Genomic DNA, 16099 nt, shown 5'->3' on the forward strand with positions numbered 1-16099 from the left:
GAAATGCAAAAAAAGCACCTGATCAGATGCTTTTAGGACAGTGTGTGATTATAGTTCAAGCTGGGTCCTTAATGCCTTTACATAATTGCGGCTCACTGACAGCATTTCATCCCGGCCCTTGATTTCAAGCTGATAAGCACCGTTGAACCATGGAGTGAGCCGGGTGACATATTCCAGGTTCACAAGATAGCTTTTATGGATCCGGAAAAAGGAATAAGGAAGGAGCCGGCTTTCAAGTTCTTTTAATGGAGTTTTTGTTTCATACTCTTTTGCTTCAGTTACGATTTTTGAAAATTTCTCTTCCCGGGAAATATAAAGGATATCTTTTGGCTCGAGATAAAAGATTTCGCCATCTCCTTCAACTGCAAGCTTGCCAGATGGTTTTCCTGCCTCTTGCGCGGACGGCTGGAGGAAATGCTTTTCAATTCTGAGGATGGTTTCGCTCAGCTGATTTTCGTCATATGGCTTCAGCAAGTAATCAACCGCTTCATACCGAAATGCCTCAGCCGCAAATTGCGGATAGGCGGTGGCGAAAACGATCAATGGGGCTTTTTTTAAAGACATGAGTGATTTAGCAGCTTCCATACCGTTCATCTTTGGCATTTCGACATCGAGGAAAACCACATCTGGATGGAGCTGCAGGGCTTTGACGATTGCGGCCTCACCGGTCTCTGCTTCGCCGACGACCTGGATGGAAGAGAAAGCTTTCAATAAATGTTTCAGTTCATCCCGGCTGTACATTTCATCATCTGCTATCAATACCCGAATACTATTGTCCATCTATCGTTCCTCCGATTGTGGAATCATAAAAGAAATCTTTGTACCTTTTCCCGGTTCGCTGTCAATCTTCAGACACGATTCTTCGCCGAAGTTCATCGCAAGCCTCCTATTGACGTTGAAAAGGGCAATCCCGCTTCCCGTTTCAGATTCAATCATTTGCTTTCCAAGTTGATTCATCCGTTCTTTGCTCATTCCTTGTCCATTATCTTCAACTGAAACGATTGTGCCATTTTGCTCTTTTTGGATGGAAATACGGATATGGCAATCCTGGTCCATATTCTTGATGCCGTGCTTCACTGCGTTTTCGACGATCGGCTGCAATGTCAGCGGCGGAATTTTGACAAGCAGGGCGTCATCCTCAATATCATAAGTAACCTTCAGTTTCTCGACAAAACGAGCCTCTTCGATTGAAAGATAGGCCTTCACATGACGCAATTCCTGTTCAAGTGTGGTAGTCGTCACTGTCGTGGCATTCAGGTTTTGCCGCAGGAAATGGGAAAGCGAAACCAGAAGCGTCCTCGCTTTATTTGGGTCAATCCTGATCAGCGAGGTTATGACATTCATTGAGTTGAAAAGGAAGTGGGGGCTGATTTGGGCCTGAAGGGCCTTTACCTCGGCTTCCTTGGCAAGCTGATAAGCTTTTTCGGCTTCGGCGGATTCGAGCTGGTTGCTGAGCAAGTTGCTCAGTCCGGAGATCAATTCAATGACGACATTGGTGATTTCTTTTTCCGATTTAAAATAGAACTTAAGGGTGCCAATTGTTTCATCACGGTGCTTTAACGGAGCAATCACCGCGGCGCCGAGCGGGCAGCTCTTGTCCCGGCAATGAATTGTCTCATCATTGGCGACGACCAGTTTGCCGGTTTTCAGCACATCCCTGGTAATCTGTGTCTGGATCGGGCTGGTTGAACGGTGATGGTCATCAGCCAGGCCGATATGGGCCAGAATTTCCTTCTTATTCGTCATCGCAACCGCGCTTGTCTGGACTTCATTATGTAATATCTGACAGACTGCCTGCGCAGAATCCGCGTTGATTCCTTTGCGCAAGTATGCAAGTGTCTGATCGGCAATCCGCAGCGTTTTCTGGGCAAGCAGCGCTCCAGTCTTTTCTTCTTCGGAAACAACATTTTTTATGACCATCAAAAATAGTGCAGAGCCAAGGCCGTTCGCGAGAATCATGGGGACACCGATGATTTCAACGAGAGTTTGCGCCTGATGATAAGGCTTCGCGATCAAGAGGATGATCATCATTTGCACCGTCTCGGCAATTGCCCCGACAAGAAAGGCTGTTCTCAGGTTGATATTATTTTTCTTTTTTTGAAAACGTCCGGAAATGACGCCGGCAACGATTGCCGCAAGTCCGCAGGCAAAAGCAGTAAAGCCGCCGAGCGTAAAACGATGCAGTCCTGCAATAAGCCCTGCGCCAATCCCAACCTTGTATCCTCCAAGCAGTCCGGCGATGACAATGCCGATGACACGCGAATTGGCAATCGCCTCATCTGAAGCAAGATCAGAAGCCCATGGGTTGAACTGCAGGTTATCAGTAGAAAAGCTCATCCCGGAATATGTACCAATGATCCCGAAAAACCCAAAGAAGATAATCGCAAAATATTGCTGTCGGCGGTTCAGCGAATCATGGTAAATCAACCCGCGGAAAAAGCGGAACCTCGTTAAAATGAAGGCAATTGTCACAATGATGCCCAGACGCTCGAGCATTGTGATGAGTAATTCAAACATATCCGCTCTCCTTGAAAAGTTAATATGATATCTGAACTCATTTTAATAGAAAGAGAAGTAAAGTAAAAGGGTATGAGCTTACGCGGAACAAAGGCATAGTAAAAATAAAAAAACTCCCATCACGTGATGGGATGGTTATTTAGAGCGTTGTTCTGCAACGACTGTTCCATCACTCTCGAGCTCAGCATAAAATACTTCCTCCAGCCGATTGAACCCTTTCTTTTTTAATTCATTTGTCAGCCAGTCTTCACTCAAGCTTAATTCCTTTAGATTCTTTTTAACGATACGGCCATCAACAACCAGTTCAGAAGGCAGGTATTTTCTTGGTGTAAGGGGGATGCCAGAATCTTTATTTATGACATTTTCATATTCCACTTTCTTTAAAACACTGATTTGTCCATTTGGTTCAAGGATTGCATAATCGACTTCTTTTATTGAAAATACATTTTTAATTCTTAGCAGCATCGTTAGATCATCCATATTTAGCTTATTGGACTTCATTGCTTTTTCATTTATTTTTCCCTGTTTGATAATGATGGTCGGTTCCCCGTCCAGCAAAATTCTTGCCTTAGGGGATTTTAGGGCGATGTATTCGATAGTAAGCGTTAATAAAGCCCAGAGCGCTAAACCGGTAACACCATCAATTAGTTTAATGTCTCTATGTACAACCATATCACCAGCTATATTTCCCAGAGCAATTCCGGTGATATAAGTAAAAAAGGTCATTTGGCTGAGCTGCTTTTTGCCAAGTACACGAGTAAGAAGGAATAATACACCAAAGCCTAAAAGGGTTCTCAATATGGTAGTTAAAATGGTTTCCATAATACTCCTTGAAAAATAGGTAGTTTTGATTATATTGCCCCTTTTATTACAAAAAATGTTCCATATGGGAGTTTTGTAAATAGTTAGGGGAAAACTTGAAAAGTCGCGGGGGAGGAACCAATATCAATCTGGATATTATCAGAGCAGGTAATTTTTATTGGCGAAAAAGCTATTTTATTGGCGGAGTTCACAATTTTATTGGCGAAAATATATTTTTATTGGCGAAATCACCTGAATTATTGGCTAAAATGAAAATTTATTGGCGAACTGGTAATTTTGAAGGTTTTTTTCCAGTTCGCCAATGGTTACTTTATTTTGAGATTCCCGCTTGAAACATCGGCGTTGATTTGGTATTTCCCGCTTCCGTATTTCCCGTAAATTCGGTTTTTGGATGCCTCTTTATTTTTTAGCGGAAAATCGCTTGATAGGTTGCCGCTGCTTATTTTTCCATTCAGAGTAAAATCTGCTTCATCAGGCAAATCCAATTCGATATAACCAGAACTGACGTTCAAGTCAACATCATCGATTAACTTGTTCATCTGGATTTCCAACTCTCCCGATGAGACATTCCCGTCAAGCTTGCCGGTAAAATTTTTGACCTGGACGCTTCCGGAACTGACATCAAATGAACTTTTACTGGCATCAATCGAATTCATGTTAACCTCACCTGATGAACTCTGATGCTCCAAATTTCCAACAACGAAATTTTCCAGGTTCATGCTGCCTGAACCAATATTGATTGCCAGGTTTCTCAGTTTCACAGGCTGGTCGGCTGATTTACCTATGAAATCGATTTTTCCGGAGCCGAGCTCAATGTCCATATCCTTGTCAAAATGATCCGGGATATAGACGGTGAGTGATGTCCTGTCCATCTCAAACCAATTGAACCAGAAGAATCCTCTTCGCTTAACACATACCTGTATTTCATCCCCATGGCGCTTGACTTTTACCGAGCCTTTGCCTTCAAGTTCAGCGTGCACATCATCACGGTCCTCTGGCACAATCTTCGTCGCGACACTGGAAACATCAATCGAGATCTTTTCCGTACCATTGCTCACCTTCACTGAGTCTTTTGCTCTGGCAAAGTTCAGTCCATCCCCGTCAAACAGATAATTCCACCCGATATAAGCCCCGGTAATCACAAGGAAAATAACTAAAATCCGCTTCATTTATAAAATCTCCCTTCCAACTCTTTCTATATTCAGAATAAGGTAAATCATTCCTCTTCCCAATGCACCACGGATTTAAATCCAGATGGGACCTGAGACTGATTTCGGTGTAGATAGTTCATGAAAAAAGCCAGATTCCTTTTGATTTGGGAATCTGGCTTCATGATGTTAGTGATTAAGCTTTTGCTTCAAAAAGCTTTACGATTTCTACGATGGTTTCAACAGATTTAAGCATGTTATCCACAGAGACATATTCGAATCTTCCGTGGAAATTCTCTCCGCCGGTAAAAATATTCGGTGTCGGCAATCCCATATAGCTTAGCTGAGAGCCGTCAGTGCCGCCGCGGATTGGTTTGACGATTGGCTTGATGCCGAGGTTTTCCATTGCTTCATAGGCGATGTCGACAATTTCTTTTACTGGCTCGATTTTATCCTTCATGTTGTAGTACTGGTCGTTCATTTCAAGTTCAACCCGGGTTTCGCCGTATGTAAGCCTTAGTTCATTGGTGATTTTCTGCATCAATTCCTTGCGTGCCTGGAAGCTGTCACGGTCAAAATCACGGATGATGTAGCTCAGCGTCGTCTCCTCGACATCCCCATTAATCGAGCTCAGGTGGAAGAAGCCTTCATATCCTTCTGTATGCTCAGGCGCTTCTTCGGCAGGAAGCTTGCTGTTAAATTCCATCGCGATTTTGGCGGAGTTCACCATTTTGCCCTTTGCTGTTCCGGGGTGGACGTTCTTTCCTTTAAAAGTCACCTTGGCGCCGGCTGCGTTAAAGCTTTCATACTCCAGCTCGCCAAGCGGGCCGCCATCAACGGTGTAGGCGAATTTTGCATTGAATGCTTTTACATCAAACTTATGAGGGCCTCTGCCAATCTCTTCATCCGGGGTGAAAGCAACACGGATTTTACCATGCCTGATTTCAGGGTGCTTGATCAAATAAGCCATCGCCGTCATGATTTCGGCAATCCCTGCTTTGTTGTCAGCACCGAGAAGAGTCGTTCCATCGGTCGTAATCAATGTATGGCCTTTATATTGAGGCAGTTCAGGGAAATCCGCTGGCGACAGGATGATATTCTGCTCCTTATTCAGGATGATCTGATTGCCATCGAAGTCTTCGACAACCTGCGGGTTGACATTTTTGCCTGTAAAATCAGTTGCCGTATCGACGTGGGCAAGGAACCCGATCGTTGGGACTTCCTTATCGGTATTTGCAGGAAGTGTTGCCATCACATAACCGTTTTCATCAATCGTGACTTCCTCCATGCCAATCGATTTTAGTTCCTCGACAAGCATATTGGCAAGGGTGAGCTGGCCTTCGGTCGATGGAGTTTTCTCGCTGTTTTCATTGGACTGTGTGTCGATTTTGACATAAGAGGTGAATCTTTCGATTATCTCGTTTTTCATTGCTTTCATCTCCCATTCATATGTATATTTTCATATTAGCATAGATGATCAAGAAGACCATTTTAAAAAGAATGAAAATTCCATTTTTTGTATCATGTTTATTGTATAATGAAAGTAAAGGAGGCTGGACAGTATGGGGTATTTTTTCACGTTCATAGTGCTGTTTGTCGTGTTTTATCTGATTTTCAAGATAATCCGCTCCGGTAATTTGCCAAGCAATCATTACACTCCATTTGACGATTTAACCGAAGGGAAAAAGAAAGATGATTGATCTTGGCGTCATCATTGTTTTGCTGCTGTCACTCTGGTCGATAACGATTACACTGCAAAAATTAACTGCAAGTATCATCCAAAAGCAGGACCAGCAGCTTAGTCTACTGGAAGAAATCAAAGAAGAACTGAAAAATAGCAGAATATGAACTTTTTACTTTACATATATAGGAGATAAGGCTAGGATAAAGACAATTGAATATTCGATTTACTACTAGGGGTGCCCTGCTGCGGGCTGAGAGGAAGACGCTAAGTCTTTTAACCCTTCGGACCTGATCTGGGTAATACCAGCGTAGGAAAGTAGTGTGAGAGAAATTTTCTTACTTTGCTTTTAAGCCAGGTCCATTATATATGGATCTGGCTTTTTATATTTTAAGGAGGTTGACACAAATGGAGTTAAAAGATCAAGTAGTTTTAATAACTGGAGGAAGCCGTGGCCTTGGTGCAGAAACGGTCAAAGCTTTTGCAAGGGAAGGTGCAAAAGTTGTCATCAACTATTTTCAGAATGAAGAAAAGGCAAAGGCTCTGACAGAGACCATTGGCGAAAATGCCCTTGCTCTCAGGGCGGATGTGCGTGATCCTGCACAGGTCAAAAGCATGTTCAGGTTGGCAAAAGAACATTTTGGGACACCGATTACGACCATCGTCAATAATGCACTGGTCAATTTCAAGTTTGATCCTGTGGCGAATAAGGATGCTTTTGCAGTAGGCTGGGAGGATTACCAACAGCAGCTTGAAGGAGCTGTCCGCGGTTCATTGAATACCATCCAGGCGGGATTGCCAAATATGAAAGAAAAGAAGTTTGGCAGAATCATCAATATTGGCACGAACCTCTTCCAGAATCCGGTTGTCGCCTACCATGACTACACAACAAGCAAGGCTGCGCTGCTGGGATTCACAAGGAATATGGCGATTGATCTTGGAAAGTATGGCATTACCGTCAATATGGTTTCGGGAGGACTGCTAAAAATGACCGACGCAAGCTCAGCTACTTCTGAGGAAGTATTCCAGCTAATCGAATCGTCCACACCTCTTAGAAAAGTCACCGATCCCGCAGAAGTTGCAGACTCAATTTTGTTCTTCGCCTCACCATGGGCGCGTGCAGTTACCGGACAAAATATGGTCGTAGACGGCGGCCTGGTGATGGATTAAGGAGAAGGAATTGAGGTCGCAGATGGCGGTCTGAGGATGGATGAAGGAGGAATTGGAATGGAAAAACGAGAGATTGCTGGTTTGCTGGAGAAGGTCCGCAGAGAGAATCCACTTGTACATAACATCACGAATGTTGTGGTCACGAATTTTACGGCCAATGGGCTGCTGGCTCTTGGTGCATCTCCAGTGATGGCCTATGCACAAGAGGAAGTTGCCGAAATGGCAAGCATAGCGGGCAGCCTTGTGCTGAATATTGGTACGTTGAGGCCACAAGTCGTCGAATCCATGTCGATTGCCGGTAAAGCGGCAAATGAGCATGGAGTTCCAGTCATTCTTGATCCGGTTGGTGCCGGGGCGACTGCTTATCGCACGGAAACTGCAATAAGGCTGATGGACGAACTGGAGATTTCGGTCATCAGAGGAAATGCCGCGGAAATTGCCAATGTAGCAGGGGAAGTCTGGAACATACGGGGTGTTGACGCAGGGGATTCAGATGGGGATGTGATCGAGCTGGCAGAATCCGCTGCCCAAAAATTGAACACAATTGTGGCACTGACAGGGAAAGAAGACGTTATTACAGATGGGAAATCTACGTTTGTCGTCAGAAATGGACACCCAATCCTTACGAAGGTAACCGGTGCTGGATGTCTGCTGACCTCAGTAATCGGGGCATTCACAGCAGTGGAAAAGGATTTTTTGAAAGCAGCAACTGCTGCATTGAGCATTTACGGAGTGGCAGCCGAAGTTGCCGCTGACAAAAGTGCCTTGCAGGGACCAGGGAGTTTTCAAGTGGAGTTCCTGAACCAGCTCTACCATTTGGATGCTGAGGAAATCTACAATAAAAGTTCTTTCGAAAAATGGAGGTAATGAATATGAAAAAAGCACTGACAATCGCAGGATCTGACAGCGGCGGCGGAGCCGGAATCCAGGCTGACCTGAAGACATTCCAGGAACTGAAGGTATTTGGCACATCTGCCCTGACTGCTGTTACCGCGCAAAATACGCTTGGTGTCCAGGGAGTTTTTCCGATGAGCCCTGAGGCGGTAGGCGAACAGATCCAATCAGTCGGTGAGGACATTGGAGCGGATGCCCTGAAAACAGGAATGCTTTTTAACGCGGAAATCATACAAGCGGTCTCGGAAAAAATAAAGCAGTTCGGCTGGGATAAGGTTGTTGTCGATCCTGTCATGATTGCGAAGGGAGGAGCCTCATTGCTCCAGCAGGAGGCTGTATCGGCCCTGAAAAAACATTTGCTTCCGCTCTGTCACATCATCACCCCGAATATCCCCGAAGCCGAAGTGCTGACAGGCATGTCGATTCGCGGTACGGATGAAAAAAAGGAAGCGGCCAAACGAATCCATGCCCTTGGAGCGAAAAATGTAGTGATAAAAGGCGGCCATGATGAGGAAACAAACGAATCTATTGATGTCCTCTTTGACGGAAAGGAATTTGCTTACTTCTCCACTTCAAGGATTGAAACGAATAACACCCATGGAACAGGCTGTACTTTTTCTGCAGCTATCACAGCACAGCTTGCAAAAGGTTCTTCGGTCCATCAAGCGGTTTCGGTGGCTAAGGAGTTCATCCAGGCAGCCATTGCCAACCCGCTGATGATCGGAAATGGACATGGACATGGGCCGACTAATCACTGGGCCTACAATATGAAAAGAGAAAGCGGGGCCTCCTCATGTCAAGAATCAGTCCTGAAAAGATGAGAAGCTTGCTGAAGGTATATTTTATCGCCGGCAGCACGAATTGTTTACAGGATCCCGTTACTGTGCTTGAAGCAGCGATTCGCGGAGGGATCACGATTTTTCAATACCGTGAAAAAGGAGAAGGAAGTCTTTGTGATTTGGAAGAGCAGAAGCTTGGCAAAAGACTGCGAAAGATTTGCAAGGAGAACGACATCCCGTTCATTGTGAATGATGATATTGAATTGGCGTTGGAGCTTGATGCAGATGGTGTCCATATCGGCCAGGAAGATGAGGATGCCGCACAGGTCCGCAGAAAAATTGGCGATAGGATTCTTGGAGTTTCTGTACACAACCTGGAAGAAGCGGAAAAAGCAAAGCAAGCTGGGGCTGATTATTTCGGTGTCGGTCCGGTTTTTCCAACGGCGACAAAGACAGATACAAGAGCTGTCCAGGGAGCAGCCATGATTGAAGAATTAAAAGACTTTGGCGTACCGATTGTTGGAATCGGCGGGATCAATGCGGATAATGCAGAGCTTGTCATGACTGCCGGGGCTGATGGTGTATCTGTGATTACAGCGATCAGCCAGGCAGAAGACGTCAAGGAAGCTGCAGCAAGGTTAAGAGATAAGATCCAAGGAGGTAAAATATGAGATACACACAAAAGCTTACCCTCACCGCTATGATGATGGCGATTGGTACATTGACGAGCCAAATGCTGTTTATCCCGCTTGGAATCGTGAAGGCGTTTCCAGTGCAGCATTTCATCAATGTTTTGTCAGCTGTGCTGCTGGGACCCTATTACGCCGTTGCTCAGGCATTTGGCATTTCTTTGCTCAGGAATTTAATGGGCACCGGATCGGTCTTTGCGTTTCCTGGCAGCATGATCGGCGCTCTTCTGGCTGCATATCTGTATAAAAAGACGAAGAGAATGGAATTTGCCTTTGCAGGGGAAGTTGTAGGCACAGGAATCATTGGTGCGGTTGCCAGTTATCCAATTGCAACATTGTTCCTTGGAAAAGAAGCCGCGTTGTTTGGTATGGTTCCGGCATTTTTCGCGAGTTCATTGGCGGGTGCAGCTATAGGCTTCGTGATTCTGAAAATCTTTATGAAGAATGCTGCGGGAAGACTGGAGATGAGCAATAGAACCTAGTCTGGAAATGATTTCAACCTGCTGCCTTTAGCTGGAAATGGGGGAAGTTCTGCTATATGATGTTAAATAGAATCATATACTCCAGCTGAAAAGGGTGACATTTTTGAACAAAGAGAACAAGCTTGGATTGGTAGTGGACGTAGAGACAACCGGACTGGGCCCGGATTCGGATGAAATCATAGAATTGGCTTTGAAGCTTTTTTCCTTTGATGAGGAATCAGGAGAAATAATCGATATTCTTGAAGAAGATTCTTATTTAAGGGAACCCCTGTCGACAACCGCACAAAGAAATTATGACAGGGCCTATCGGATTCATGGAATTCATTATGATATGGTACGCGGCAAAACATTTTACGATGAAAAAATCATGGAATACTTCAATCGCACTGATGCAATTTTTGCCCATAATGCTTCCTTTGACAGAAGCTTCCTTTTTAGGATGTATCCTGAAGTCAATGAGATGCAGTGGTATTGCACGATGAAGAATGTGCAATGGAAAAACCACGGATTTCCGAACAGCAAACTGCTGACGCTGCTGCAGGCGCACAACATCTCGAAATTCCAGACCCACAGGGCGATGGATGATATTACATATTTGACTGAACTTTTGAAGCAGCAAAATCCAAACGGCGACTATTATTTAAAAGAAGTGCTTGATTACGGCCCGATGCGAAAGTACCAGCCTGCAGCCAAACAGAGACGCCGGATGTTTTATTAGGTTTTGTTTTGAAAATAAGATAATGATCATCTGCCTTTTCGACCATGTGCTGGTTGAAAGGGCATTTTTCATTTTAAGAAAATTTACATATTTTTATAGAGTCCTTTTCATGGTAAAATGGCACAAGGAAATTTTTTAAGAATAGTAATTTTCAAATAAAAGAGGTTTGAGTTTCTTTTTATTTGTTAATAACAAGTAGGTTAAGATGCCGATTTCAACTACCGAAGGCGTTGGCGGCAACGGAGGGAATTATTATACAAAATATTACAATCGAGATTTAGAAACGAGGGAAGACACCATGAAAAAAACACAAGAGAACGAACTGCAGCGGGGGTTGGAGCAGAGGCACATAACACTGATGTCTTTAGGGGCAGCAATCGGGGTAGGACTGTTCCTGGGATCTGCATCTGCAATAAAGCTGGCAGGTCCGGGAATCCTGCTGGGTTATGCTTTCAGCGGAATGATCATGTTCTTTATTATGAGAGCGCTGGGGGAAATGGCAATCCAAAAGCCGGTTGCCGGATCATTCAGCAAATATGCCAGGGATTACCTTGGTCCGCTGGCAGGGTATATTACTGGCTGGAACTATTGGTTTCTATGGATTGTAACTGGCATGGCGGAAATCACAGCCGTCGGCATTTATATGGAATTCTGGTTTCCAGAAACTCCACGCTGGATATGGGCGCTAGCTGCCCTGGTGATTATGGCATCAGTCAATTTCCTGGCTGTAAAAGCGTATGGGGAACTTGAATTCTGGTTTGCGTTGATTAAAATTGTCACGATTTTAGCGATGATTGTCTCAGGGGCCGGCATGATCATATGGGGAATCGGCAATGGAGGCATTCCAACAGGGATCCAAAATCTATGGGAGAATGGCGGCTTATTTCCTAACGGGATTAAAGGCGTCCTGTTATCGCTGCAAATGGTCATGTTTGCCTACCTTGGAATTGAGATGATCGGTATTACTGCTGGTGAAGTCAAGAATCCTGAGAAATCACTTTCCAGAGCGATTGATTCAGTATTCTGGCGCATCCTGATTTTCTATGTCGGGGCATTGTTTGTTATTATGTCTATCTTCCCATGGAATGAGATTGGGGAAAAGGGAAGTCCGTTTGTTATCACTTTCGAACAATTAGGAATTCCTGCTGCAGCGGGCATCATCAATTTCGTAGTATTGACTGCTGCACTATCATCCTGCAATAGCGGAATCTTCAGCACAGGACGAATGCTGTTCAATCTTGCCAACCATGGAGAAGCGCCACAGAAGTTCAGCAAATTGACTAAGAACGGGGTTCCGGGATTTGCCATTCTCGCCTCGGCTGGCGCATTGCTGATTGGGGTCGCATTGAATTACATTGTCCCGGCAAAAGTATTTGCCTGGGTGACAAGTATTGCGACGTTTGGGGCAATCTGGACCTGGGCGATCATTCTCCTGTCACAGATTCGTTACCGCAAAAGCCTGGGCAAAAATGAAGTGGACAAGCTAAAATATAAGCTGCCATTGTTTCCGTTCACTTCCTATTTATCATTGGCGTTCCTGGCTTTTGTAGTCGTACTGATGGCCTTCAGCCCTGACACAAGAATCGCACTTTTCATAGGGCCTCTGTGGCTGGCGCTTCTAACAGGCTTTTACTTTGCTAAAGGTTTCCATAAAAAAGATCATCAAACGAACATTTCAAATGCAGGGTAAATTAAATGCGCCTGATCTTCCTTGTTGAAGAGCAGGCGCATTTTTAATTATAAGACGTAAAAATATACACTGAAAAAATGGGCAAGGCTTCCGAGCATGATGAAGATATGAAAAATTTCATGGAAACCAAGGTACTTTGAGCGGAGGAAATCAGGTTTTAACGCGTAAATGACGCCTCCGATTGTGTAGAGGATGCCACCGGAAACAAGCCAGAAGATCCCTCCAGGATTCAATATGGAGGAGAGGGGAGAAACCACGAAAATCACCATCCAGCCCATAAGGATATAGATGGAAGTCGACAGCCATCTTGGACTCCTGAACCAAATCATTTTAAACAGAATTCCGCACACAGCTGCAAAAGTGATGATGCCAAAAAGCGTCCAGCCTGTTGCGCCATTGAGACTGATCAGGCAAAAAGGAGCATAAGTTCCAGCGATCAGTACAAAAATCATCGAATGGTCAATTTTTCGAAGGAAGGCGATGATGCTGTCCCTGCTGATGACCATATGGTAAGTGGCCGATGCCGTGTAAAGCAAGATCATGCTGAGTCCAAAAATGGTCACGGATGTGATCACAATTGGTGAACCGGTTGTGATTGAAGCCTTGATGACGAGCGCGAGCAGCCCTGCAAAGGATAATATAGCACCAGCCAGATGAGTAAGGCCATTAATGGGTTCACGGATGTAGCTGTTCATGATATAACCTCCATGTCTTTGTATGTGGTTTCAATAACTACTTACAATAATATTACTATTACATCAGGTAGTCAATGTTTACGGTTTGCTTTTTTTACCTTATAATGAAAATAAAAAACATGAGGGATTCATATTGAAAAATTTAGCGAGCTTGCTTGCCGAGCTTAACCTTGAAAATAATATTGCACTTGAGGACATTCCTGAAATCGACTTATATATGGATCAGGTAATCCAGTTGTTTGAAAAAAATTTCGGCAGCTCGACAAGGAATGAAGATGAAAAAGTCCTGACGAAAACCATGATTAACAATTATGCAAAGGGAAAGTTATTCTTTCCTGTCAAAAATAAAAAGTATTCAAAGGAGCAGCTGATCTTGATCAGCTTGATTTACCAGCTGAAAGGCGGCTTGTCGATCCAGGATATCAAGCAGACTCTGGAAGGCATCAACGAGAGGACAGAGTCTGGTCAATTTCAATTGAATAAGTTTTATCAGAGCTATTTAAAACTCCACGAGAAGAATATTGAGATTTTTAATGAGGACGTCCTTAAAACGGAACAGGATGTCAAACTGGAAGTGAAGACGCTTGAGGCAGATGAGCCTGAAGAACTGGAAACAGTGTTATTGATTGCATCGTTGATCAATATCAGCAATTTTTACAGAAAGACAGCTGAGAAGCTTGTCGACCAGCTTGCGGCCAAAAAAGAAAAAAAGGACTGAACTATTTTGTATATGACAATAAAAGAAGCAGCAGAATATCTGTCAATCCCAGCTGCACAGGTCGAGAACCTTGTCCTTCAGCGGAAAATCAGGACCATTCATGATGGTGAGCAATATTTGATTTATAAAGACCAATTCAATACCCATCTGAAACAGGTTGAGAAGTACAAAAAGCTGGTAGAAGAAATCATGAATGAACCAGTGCCTGAGGACATCGACATTAAAGATGAAGATTAAAAAAACGCGAGAGGACAAGTCCTTTCGCGTTTTTACTTGGTTGATTTCTCAAGGTTTTTCATTTTTTCTTCATGTTTGATTGGCAATTGGACAATGACTTCTGTCCCTTTTTCAGGCTCGCTGTTGAACTTGATGGTGCCGTTATGGGATTGGACTATTTTGAAGCTGACGGTCATTCCAAGTCCGGTTCCTTTTTCCTTGGAAGAATAAAAAGGTTCCCCGATTCTTTCCAGTAATTCTTTTGAGATTCCGATGCCCTCGTCCTTGACTCTGATTGAGGCATTATTATCAAAACTCTCCAGAGTGATGAAGACGGCATCTCCACCAGAAGAAGCCTCAATCGCATTTTTGACAATGTTGATGAACAGCTGCTTCAGCTGGTTCGGTTCACATTCAATTATAACTGGATGATCTTTGACCTCGAACTCAATTTGAATATTATGGAGGCTCGCTTCTGTCTTTAACAGGGAAATCACATCATGCAGGATCATCTGCAAATCTGCTTCCGTGTATTTGATCTGCTGCGGCTTGGCCAACAAGAGCAGCTCGCTGACAATGTGATTGATCCGGTTCAGTTCATCAATCATGATCTGATAGTAAAGCTGGTGCTTTTCATCCTCCATTTGAAGCAATTGGACGAGTCCTTTTAAGGAAGTGAGCGGGTTCCGGATTTCATGCGCGACGCTTGCGGATAATTCGCCGACGACAGACAGCTTATCCGTACGGCGCAAGCGCTCCTCTGTCTCGCGGAGCTCTGTCACATCACGGGAATTACAGATGATGCCCGCAATTTTTTCGTTCACTATAATCGGTAAAGTGGTGCTTTGGAAAATGAGCGGTTTCCCGTTCTTATGCATTAACTGCAGCTCGAACATTTGCGGACTGCAGTTTTCCACGACACTCGCTACCTTTTCCAAAACTTTCTGCCTATAGGATTCGGGAATCAAGTCAGCAAGGTTTTTTCCGATATATTCATCACGCCTGAATCCAGTTATTTTTTCGAATTGTGGATTCAGGTTGGTGATTGTCCCATTCAAGTCAAGCATTGAAACAATATCCAGACTGTATTCAAACAGGGACCGGTATTGTTGGCGGCTTTCTTCAAGAAGGTTTTCGACATTTTTTCGTTCCGATATATCCCGGCCAATGATCACAAGACCCTGGCGGCTGCCATCATCATTGAAAAGGGGGACTTTGATCGTATCAAATGTCTTGACAGATCCATCTGGCTGGGGCAAAACTTCCTCGACACGAATGATCCCGCCTGCTTTCCAGGCTTCTTCATCAGAAATCTCGCAATAATTCAGCGCATCGCTGAAATAGTTGCTATACTCTGCCAGTTCTGTATCCTTTTTTCCTCTATAGTCAACGTTCTCAATGTCAAATAGTTTCAAACCAAAGTCATTGGCCTGTATCCACCGGCCTTCTCCATCCTTGAAGTTGACGAAATCCACCATCGAATTGATCAGTGTGGAGAGTCGCTTTTCTTCTTCTTTTGCAGCACTCAGTTCTTCCATTTTAGAGATGAAATAATAGAAGAACCCTCCTGCCAGCAAAACATAAAGGACTTCCTTCGAGTGTTCGATCACCGCAACAAAGTTTGAAGGTGCGTATAAACTCAGCACATAGTTTGTCCCAAAAATCCAGACAATGCTCAGAATGAAAAAGATAAGGACATATTGCTTTTTCTTCATATCTAACTCCTAAAGTAAGCGGAAAAGCTTACGTGATTTCAAAATGGTTACTCATCTATAGTAGCACAATTTTATTTATTTTAATGAATATTATTTCCATATCAGTATTTCTATTAAATGGAAAAAGATGCAAAGGGCTGATATGGATTCAGTTCCTTTGCACCC

Annotated in this window: 19 protein-coding genes and 1 riboswitch; of the genes, 12 read left to right on the forward strand and 7 right to left on the reverse strand. The window is 44.0% G+C overall.

The window, feature by feature from the left end; translation table 11 throughout:
* Positions 1-48 precede the first annotated feature (48 nt).
* The 3 genes from QNH36_RS05390 to QNH36_RS05400 all read right to left on the reverse strand — a co-directional run bounded on the left by QNH36_RS05390 (position 49) and on the right by QNH36_RS05400 (position 3339).
* A complete protein-coding gene (locus tag QNH36_RS05390) occupies positions 49-780 on the reverse strand; it encodes a LytR/AlgR family response regulator transcription factor (protein ID WP_144475120.1) in 732 nt (243 codons plus the stop codon).
* Positions 781-2517 carry a sensor histidine kinase gene (locus QNH36_RS05395; RefSeq protein ID WP_283904895.1) on the reverse strand — a complete coding sequence of 579 codons (1737 nt, stop codon included), beginning with the start codon at positions 2515-2517 and terminating at the stop codon, positions 781-783.
* Between the two features lie 135 nt (positions 2518-2652).
* The gene (locus QNH36_RS05400) at positions 2653-3339 is read right to left on the reverse strand and encodes a YetF domain-containing protein (RefSeq protein WP_144475118.1); all 687 of its coding nucleotides are present in this window, start codon (positions 3337-3339) and stop codon (positions 2653-2655) included.
* A 95-nt stretch (positions 3340-3434) separates the two neighbouring features.
* Here QNH36_RS05400 and QNH36_RS05405 point away from each other — a divergent pair, with 95 nt between their 5' ends.
* Positions 3435-3671: a hypothetical protein gene (locus tag QNH36_RS05405; protein ID WP_144475117.1), complete on the forward strand. Its 237-nt coding sequence runs from the start codon at positions 3435-3437 to the stop codon at positions 3669-3671.
* On the opposite strand, the gene liaG is transcribed toward QNH36_RS05405, so the two are convergent.
* Together liaG and pepT are read right to left on the reverse strand one after the other, a co-directional pair.
* Complete coding sequence (gene liaG / locus QNH36_RS05410; protein ID WP_283904896.1) at positions 3645-4508, reverse strand: LiaG family protein; 864 nt, start codon at positions 4506-4508, stop codon at positions 3645-3647. The two genes, QNH36_RS05405 and liaG, sit on opposite strands and share 27 nt — an antisense overlap.
* Positions 4509-4683: 175 nt before the next feature.
* Positions 4684-5916, reverse strand: a complete 1233-nt coding sequence (gene pepT / locus QNH36_RS05415) for a peptidase T (protein WP_144475115.1) — start codon at positions 5914-5916, stop codon at positions 4684-4686.
* Positions 5917-6049: 133 nt separating this feature from the next.
* On the opposite strand from pepT, the gene QNH36_RS05420 reads away from it, so the two are divergent.
* The 9 genes from QNH36_RS05420 (at position 6050) to alaP (ending at position 12590) form a co-directional block, all read left to right on the forward strand.
* Positions 6050-6187: a DUF3951 domain-containing protein gene (locus QNH36_RS05420; protein WP_186326651.1), complete on the forward strand. Its 138-nt coding sequence runs from the start codon at positions 6050-6052 to the stop codon at positions 6185-6187.
* Positions 6180-6335, forward strand: coding sequence for a hypothetical protein (locus QNH36_RS05425; protein ID WP_186326650.1), 156 nt, complete (start codon positions 6180-6182; stop codon positions 6333-6335). The genes QNH36_RS05420 and QNH36_RS05425 overlap by 8 nt, the downstream gene beginning before the upstream one ends.
* Positions 6336-6392: 57 nt before the next feature.
* Positions 6393-6502, forward strand: a riboswitch (TPP riboswitch).
* Positions 6503-6576: 74 nt separating this feature from the next.
* Positions 6577-7338 carry a 3-oxoacyl-ACP reductase gene (locus QNH36_RS05430; protein WP_144475114.1) on the forward strand — a complete coding sequence of 254 codons (762 nt, stop codon included), beginning with the start codon at positions 6577-6579 and terminating at the stop codon, positions 7336-7338.
* A 57-nt stretch (positions 7339-7395) separates the two neighbouring features.
* Positions 7396-8205: a hydroxyethylthiazole kinase gene (thiM, locus tag QNH36_RS05435; RefSeq protein ID WP_144475113.1), complete on the forward strand. Its 810-nt coding sequence runs from the start codon at positions 7396-7398 to the stop codon at positions 8203-8205.
* Positions 8205-9053: a bifunctional hydroxymethylpyrimidine kinase/phosphomethylpyrimidine kinase gene (gene thiD / locus QNH36_RS05440; RefSeq protein WP_144475112.1), complete on the forward strand. Its 849-nt coding sequence runs from the start codon at positions 8205-8207 to the stop codon at positions 9051-9053. Before thiM ends, thiD begins: the two co-directional genes overlap by 1 nt.
* Positions 9026-9682: a thiamine phosphate synthase gene (gene thiE / locus QNH36_RS05445; RefSeq protein WP_283904897.1), complete on the forward strand. Its 657-nt coding sequence runs from the start codon at positions 9026-9028 to the stop codon at positions 9680-9682. Before thiD ends, thiE begins: the two co-directional genes overlap by 28 nt.
* Positions 9679-10182: an energy coupling factor transporter S component ThiW gene (gene thiW, locus QNH36_RS05450; protein ID WP_283904898.1), complete on the forward strand. Its 504-nt coding sequence runs from the start codon at positions 9679-9681 to the stop codon at positions 10180-10182. The genes thiE and thiW overlap by 4 nt, the downstream gene beginning before the upstream one ends.
* Before the next feature lie 103 nt (positions 10183-10285).
* Complete coding sequence (locus QNH36_RS05455; RefSeq protein ID WP_283904899.1) at positions 10286-10900, forward strand: exonuclease domain-containing protein; 615 nt, start codon at positions 10286-10288, stop codon at positions 10898-10900.
* Positions 10901-11198: 298 nt separating this feature from the next.
* On the forward strand, positions 11199-12590 hold the full coding sequence (gene alaP / locus QNH36_RS05460) for an alanine permease AlaP (RefSeq protein ID WP_283904900.1): 1392 nt from the start codon (positions 11199-11201) through the stop codon (positions 12588-12590).
* A 47-nt stretch (positions 12591-12637) separates the two neighbouring features.
* On the opposite strand, the gene trhA is transcribed toward alaP, so the two are convergent.
* Positions 12638-13285 carry a PAQR family membrane homeostasis protein TrhA gene (gene trhA / locus QNH36_RS05465; protein ID WP_283904901.1) on the reverse strand — a complete coding sequence of 216 codons (648 nt, stop codon included), beginning with the start codon at positions 13283-13285 and terminating at the stop codon, positions 12638-12640.
* Positions 13286-13418: 133 nt separating this feature from the next.
* Between trhA and QNH36_RS05470 the strand changes: the two genes are divergently transcribed.
* Positions 13419-14003: a DUF1836 domain-containing protein gene (locus QNH36_RS05470; RefSeq protein WP_144475106.1), complete on the forward strand. Its 585-nt coding sequence runs from the start codon at positions 13419-13421 to the stop codon at positions 14001-14003.
* Between the two features lie 6 nt (positions 14004-14009).
* A complete protein-coding gene (locus tag QNH36_RS05475) occupies positions 14010-14240 on the forward strand; it encodes an excisionase family DNA-binding protein (protein ID WP_283904902.1) in 231 nt (76 codons plus the stop codon).
* A 32-nt stretch (positions 14241-14272) separates the two neighbouring features.
* Here the strand turns inward: QNH36_RS05475 and QNH36_RS05480 are convergent, their stop codons facing one another.
* Positions 14273-15934: a PAS domain S-box protein gene (locus QNH36_RS05480; protein ID WP_283904903.1), complete on the reverse strand. Its 1662-nt coding sequence runs from the start codon at positions 15932-15934 to the stop codon at positions 14273-14275.
* Between the last annotated feature and the right edge of the window lie 165 nt (positions 15935-16099).

The sequence above is a fragment of the Mesobacillus sp. AQ2 genome, assembly GCF_030122805.1.
Classification (GTDB): Bacteria; Bacillota; Bacilli; order Bacillales; family Cytobacillaceae; genus Mesobacillus; species Mesobacillus oceanisediminis_A.

Coding starts and splice junctions, on each gene's coding strand:
- QNH36_RS05390 (WP_144475120.1), bottom strand. CDS start 780: ATGGACAATAGTATTCGGGTATTGATAGCAGATGATGAAATGTACAGC.
- QNH36_RS05395 (WP_283904895.1), bottom strand. CDS start 2,517: ATGTTTGAATTACTCATCACAATGCTCGAGCGTCTGGGCATCATTGTG.
- QNH36_RS05400 (WP_144475118.1), bottom strand. CDS start 3,339: ATGGAAACCATTTTAACTACCATATTGAGAACCCTTTTAGGCTTTGGT.
- liaG (WP_283904896.1), bottom strand. CDS start 4,508: ATGAAGCGGATTTTAGTTATTTTCCTTGTGATTACCGGGGCTTATATC.
- pepT (WP_144475115.1), bottom strand. CDS start 5,916: ATGAAAAACGAGATAATCGAAAGATTCACCTCTTATGTCAAAATCGAC.
- QNH36_RS05420 (WP_186326651.1), top strand. CDS start 6,050: ATGGGGTATTTTTTCACGTTCATAGTGCTGTTTGTCGTGTTTTATCTG.
- QNH36_RS05425 (WP_186326650.1), top strand. CDS start 6,180: ATGATTGATCTTGGCGTCATCATTGTTTTGCTGCTGTCACTCTGGTCG.
- QNH36_RS05430 (WP_144475114.1), top strand. CDS start 6,577: ATGGAGTTAAAAGATCAAGTAGTTTTAATAACTGGAGGAAGCCGTGGC.
- thiM (WP_144475113.1), top strand. CDS start 7,396: ATGGAAAAACGAGAGATTGCTGGTTTGCTGGAGAAGGTCCGCAGAGAG.
- thiD (WP_144475112.1), top strand. CDS start 8,205: ATGAATATGAAAAAAGCACTGACAATCGCAGGATCTGACAGCGGCGGC.
- thiE (WP_283904897.1), top strand. CDS start 9,026: ATGTCAAGAATCAGTCCTGAAAAGATGAGAAGCTTGCTGAAGGTATAT.
- thiW (WP_283904898.1), top strand. CDS start 9,679: ATGAGATACACACAAAAGCTTACCCTCACCGCTATGATGATGGCGATT.
- alaP (WP_283904900.1), top strand. CDS start 11,199: ATGAAAAAAACACAAGAGAACGAACTGCAGCGGGGGTTGGAGCAGAGG.
- trhA (WP_283904901.1), bottom strand. CDS start 13,285: ATGAACAGCTACATCCGTGAACCCATTAATGGCCTTACTCATCTGGCT.
- QNH36_RS05480 (WP_283904903.1), bottom strand. CDS start 15,934: ATGAAGAAAAAGCAATATGTCCTTATCTTTTTCATTCTGAGCATTGTC.